Origin of the sequence: Bradyrhizobium sp., from assembly GCF_036009065.1 — a bacterium.
In the GTDB taxonomy this organism is placed as follows: domain Bacteria; phylum Pseudomonadota; class Alphaproteobacteria; order Rhizobiales; family Xanthobacteraceae; genus Bradyrhizobium.
Genome location: NZ_DASYMN010000329.1, coordinates 1 through 5,009, shown reverse-complemented (window position 1 = coordinate 5,009; position 5,009 = coordinate 1). Strand labels below are relative to the sequence as shown.

Genomic DNA, 5,009 nt, shown 5'->3' with positions numbered 1-5,009 from the left:
TCCTGCTGCGCCGGCAGCGTCGATTCATCGACCGTGAACGCCGAAAGCACCGGAATCTTGTCGGCAAGGCCGGCCTGACTGTACTGCTTGACCAGCGTGACCCCCATGCCGCCGGGCATGAAGGTGAACACGGCGTCGGGCTTGAGCGATGCGATCTTGGAAAGTTCGACCTGGAAATCCAGCGAACCCAGCGGCATGTAGGTTTCCTCGACGATCTCGCCCTTGTAGTCGAGCTTGAATCCGGCCACGGAATCCTTGCCGGCCTGATAGTTCGGCACCAAGAGATAGACGCGCTTGTAGCCGCGGTCCTGCGCGACCTTGCCGAGAATCGCGTGCACCTGGTCGTTCTGGTAGGAGGTCACGTAGAAAAACGGGCTGCAGTTCTTGCCGGCGTAGCTCGATGGACCGGCATTCGGGCTGATCAGGAAGGTTTTGGTGTCGGTCACCGGCTTGTGAATCGCCTGCAGGATGTTGGAGAAGATCGGTCCGACCACGAAATCGACCTTGTCGCGCTCGAGCAGCCCCTTGACCTTGATGACCGCGCCGTCCGGTTTGAGCTCATCGTCGGCGACGATGACCTGGACGTCGCGTCCGGCCATCTTGCCGCCGAGATCCTTCACCGCGAGATTGAAACCGTCGCGGACCTGCTGACCAAGCGCCGCCGCCGGACCGGACAAGGTCACGATCACGCCGATCTTGAGCTTTTCCTGCGCGAATGCGTGGCCGGCTATGATGCTCAGCAGGGCCGCCAGGCCGGCGCATCGAAGGACCTGTTTCATCGATTTCACTCCACCCTCAAGTTGCTTGAACCGTAAAGGAGCGGCTTGTCCCGCGCAAGTTATCGAGGCTGTGTTTTGACTTGCCGCGGATCGCCAACTGCTGGATCGTGATAACCAGGCGGCGAAAAGCAACGGGAGCGGCGGGTTGATCGCGGATATCGACTACGAGGCGGAATACAACAACCGGGCGCGAGTCCCCGAACATCCCTCGCTGATTGCCGGATGGGCGCGGGACGCGCAAAGCTGGCGCGAGTCGCAAGCCGGCGCCTGGCGCCGGATTTCCTACGGGCCGGGCGCGCGCAACACCATCGATGTTTTTCCCTCGCGCAACCAGGGTGCGCTGGTCGTCTTCATTCACGGCGGCTACTGGCAGGCGCTGGATGCTTCGTTCTTCAGTCACCTTGCAGCCGGCCTGAACGCCCACGGCGTCGGCGTGGCGATCCCGAGCTACGATCTGTGCCCGCAGGTTTCGATCGACGACATCATCGCGCAGATGCGCAATGCCGCGCGCGCGTTGGCGCCACTCTCGCGGCGTCTTGTGGTCAGCGGACATTCCGCCGGCGGGCACCTTGCGGCCTGCCTGATGGCGAGCGATTGGCGCGCGGTCGACGCAGCGCTGCCGCACGATCTGGTGCGGGCGGCTTACGCGATTTCCGGACTGTTCGATCTTGGTCCGCTGATCGGAACGTCGATCAACACCGCGCTTGGACTCGACGAGCCGTCCGCCAGGCGGGCAAGTCCGCTGCGCTGGACGCCGCCGTCTCACGGCAGTCTCGACGCCGTGGTGGGTGAAAACGAAAGCGCCGAGTACTTTCGCCAAAGCCGGACCATCGTGGACGCCTGGGGCCGCGCCGGACTTCAGACCCGTTTCGCAGCCGTGCCCGGCGCAAATCATTTCACCGCGATCGCGCCGCTGGCCGATCCGGACTCGCCGATGACGCGGCGGCTGCTCGATCTGGCCACCCGCCGCTAAAGCATGATGGCTTTTCACGCCATGCATTGAGCCGTCATCCTGAGGAGCCGCGCGCTTGCGCGGCGTCTCGAAGGATGGCCGCGGCGCATGTGGCGCATCCTTCGAGGCTCGCCGCCAGATGCGGCGAGCACCTCAGGATGACGGCAGTGTGGTGGCCATTAATGGCGGCAGGCAAGAGCCGGCGCGACTTTCTGCTACCTTTCCGCCCCCAGCGCGATCAATTAGGCTTCGGCTGCAGAGCGGCCACCAACAATAAAACGGCCGCCGGCGAGGGGAAACGCGTTGCACGGACAGGCGAGCTGGCGCACCGACATCATGCGCGACGGCGTTGACGGCGTTCGCCGCCAGCTCGCCGAAGGCCTGTGGGCCGCGCTGCTGCTGGCGATCCTCGCCTTCCTGGTGATCTATCCGATGCTGATGCTGCTGCTCGGCGCGCTCACTGACACCAATCCGGTGATCGACGGGTTCGGCGTATTCCGGCTCTCGATCGCCCATTTCGTCACCGTGCTCACAAATCCGAACGTCGGCGAGGCGCTGCTCAACACGCTGATCGCCTGCGGCGGCGGCACCGCGGTCGCCGTCATCATCGGTCTCAGCTTTTCCTGGATCGTGGTGCGCACCAACACGCCGTGCAAGCGTCTTATCGCCGCGGTCAGCATGCTGCCGCTGTTCGCGCCGCCGCTGGTCGCCGGCATCGCCTGGGTGATCCTGGGTTCGCCGAAAACCGGACTGATCAACACGATGTTCAGGTGGATGGGCCTCGACTGGCGCGTCGACTTCTACACGTTGAGCGGGCTGATCTTCGTGTTCGGCGTCTACTACGCGCCCTACGTCTACATGTTCACCGCGTCCGCCTTGCGCAACATGGACCCCAGCCTGGAGGAAGCCGCCGAGGTCGCCGGCGCCAGCGCCTTTGCCACGCTGTTCTCGGTGACGTTCCCGCTGATCATGCCGGCGATCGTCTCCGGCATGCTGCTGTCGTTCATCGTGATGCTCGGCATCTACGGCATTCCGGCGGTGCTCGGCGCGCCGACCAACATCAGCGTGCTCACCACCTATATCTTCCGGCTCACCAACTGGTCGCCGCCGCTCTACAACACCGCCGCCGCAGTCGCGATCCTGCTGATGGTGGTGACGGGACTGCTGGTCTATGTGCAGCAGAAGGTGCTGACCGGGCGCAGTTACACCACGGTCGCCGGCAAGGCGTTCCGGCCGCGCAACCTCGACCTCGGGCCGTGGCGCTGGTTCACCTTCGGCCTCGCCATGGTCTATCTGCTGATCGTGGTGGTGCTGCCGCTGCTGGCGCTGATCGTGGCGGGCTTCCGCAAATTCATGTTCATCCGCGATGCCGCGAGCCTGTTCGACATGCGGCAATACTCCCTGGTGCATTTCGACAGCATTTTCGACAATCCGCTCACACTGCGCTCGATCTACAACGCCATCGAGGTCGGCATCACCACCGCGCTGGTCGGCGGCGTGCTTGCCTTTGCCATCGGCTACACCATCCACCGCACCCAGGTTCCCGGCCGCCGTTCGATCGATCTGCTGTCGACCTTGCCGGTGGCGATCCCGGGCCTGGTGATCGGCGTCGCGTATTTGTGGGCGTGGATCGGGCTGCCCGGCGGACTCTACGGCACCATCTGGATCCTGGCGCTCGCCTTCATCGCGCGCTTCATGCCGGATACCGTCAAGGTGCTGTCGACCTCGTTCCTGCAGATCCACCGTGAGCTCGAGGAGGCGGCATGGATCTGCGGCAAGGGCATGCTCGGCAGCATCCGCACCATCATCCTGCCGCTGGCGCGGCCCGGCGTGATCGCGGCGATGACGCTGCTGTTCGTGCTGGCGATCCGCGAACTCGGCTCCTCGCTGTTTCTCTACACCAGCAACACCATGGTGATGTCGGTGCTGCTGCTGGATTATTACGAGGGCGGCAATATCGGCAAGACCGCGGCGTTCAGCCTGGTGCAGACCGTGCTGCTGGGCGTGCTGATCGGGCTCGCCAACTGGCTTTCGAAGGGCGAGTCGCAAGGCAGCGTCGGCCGTACCGGATAAGAAAACGAGGGAGGATTCGCGTGATGAATAAAATAGCTCGCATCGTTCTGGGACTTGCGCTGGCGTTAGGCGCACAGCCCGCACTCGCACAAAATTTCGGCTCTCCGGAGCTGATCGCCGCCGCCAACAAGGAAGGCCGGCTGGTCTATTACACCGCGAACTTCGCGGAAGTCGAGCAGGAGGTCATCAAGGCCTTCAACAAGCGTTTCCCCAACATCAAGGTCGAGATGGTGCGCGCCCCCGGCGGCCAGCTGATCACCCGCATCAAGACCGAAGCCGCGGCCGACAAGCTCTCGGCCGACGTCATCAACCATTCCGACCGCGCGCTGATGATGGAACTGGTGGACCTGTTCATGGACTACGCGCCGCCCAACGCGGCGGACTATCGCACCGACGTTCTGGTGTCGCCAAAACTGTGGCCCGGCGTGACGCTCGGCTGGTCGATCGCCTACAATACCGAACTGGTCAAGGACCCGCCGAAAACCTGGATGGATCTGACCAAGCCCGAATACAAGGGCAAGAAAATCGCGCAGGTGATCGCGCCCTCCGGCGGCACCACCTGGACGCGGGTGATGTTCGAGCGCCAGGTTCTGGGCGAGGACTATCACAAGAAGCAGGCGGCGCTCGACAACGTGCTCTATCCATCGGGCGCGCCGATGTCCGATGCGATCGTACGCGGCGAGGTCTCGATGGGGCCGCTGCTCTACAACATCGTCTACACCAAGACCAAGGAGGGCGCGCCGATCGACGCGGTATTCGCGCCCGAGGGCGTGCCGATCAACCCCTATGCCGACGGCATCCCGAAGACCGCGAAGAACCCGAACGCCGCCAAGCTGTTCATGAACTGGCGCCTCTCGGTCGAGGGTCAAACCTTCATGATCAAGGAATTGGGCAACATCACCTCGCTCAAGGATCCGCCGTTCTACCCGAAGGGGTGGGATCCGAAGGTCATCAAGGTCTGGGTGCCCAAATTCGACGAGTACGTGAAGCTGCACGCAGCATGGGTGGAAGAGTGGAACAAGACCTACAATTACCGGCAATGAGCGGCTTCTTTACCTCTCCCCGCTTGCGGGGAGAGGTCGAAGCCGTAGCGCCAGCGTCTCTTCACCTCTCCCCGCAGGGGAGAGGTCGAAGCCGTAGCGCAGCGGAGGCTTCGGGTGAGGGGTCTATCCCCGAGTCCGAATGCGCGGAGAGTTCCCTCACCC

The 5,009-nt window shown here is 63.6% G+C and carries 4 protein-coding genes; 3 read left to right on the top strand and 1 reads right to left on the bottom strand.

The window, feature by feature from the left end; translation table 11 throughout:
- Nucleotides 1-779 (bottom strand): ABC transporter substrate-binding protein (locus tag VGP39_RS20500; protein WP_327569921.1); only part of this gene is annotated, 779 nt, incomplete at its 3' end.
- Between the two features lie 145 nt (nt 780-924).
- Between VGP39_RS20500 and VGP39_RS20495 the strand changes: the two genes are divergently transcribed.
- The 3 genes from VGP39_RS20495 to VGP39_RS20485 all read left to right on the top strand — a co-directional run bounded on the left by VGP39_RS20495 (nt 925) and on the right by VGP39_RS20485 (nt 4,847).
- A complete protein-coding gene (locus VGP39_RS20495; protein ID WP_327569920.1) occupies nt 925-1,752 on the top strand; it encodes an alpha/beta hydrolase in 828 nt (275 codons plus the stop codon).
- Between the two features lie 282 nt (nt 1,753-2,034).
- The gene (locus VGP39_RS20490; RefSeq protein WP_327569919.1) at nt 2,035-3,804 is read left to right on the top strand and encodes an iron ABC transporter permease; all 1,770 of its coding nucleotides are present in this window, start codon (nt 2,035-2,037) and stop codon (nt 3,802-3,804) included.
- Nucleotides 3,805-3,827: 23 nt separating this feature from the next.
- Complete coding sequence (locus VGP39_RS20485; RefSeq protein WP_327569918.1) at nt 3,828-4,847, top strand: ABC transporter substrate-binding protein; 1,020 nt, start codon at nt 3,828-3,830, stop codon at nt 4,845-4,847.
- Nucleotides 4,848-5,009: the final 162 nt, after the last annotated feature.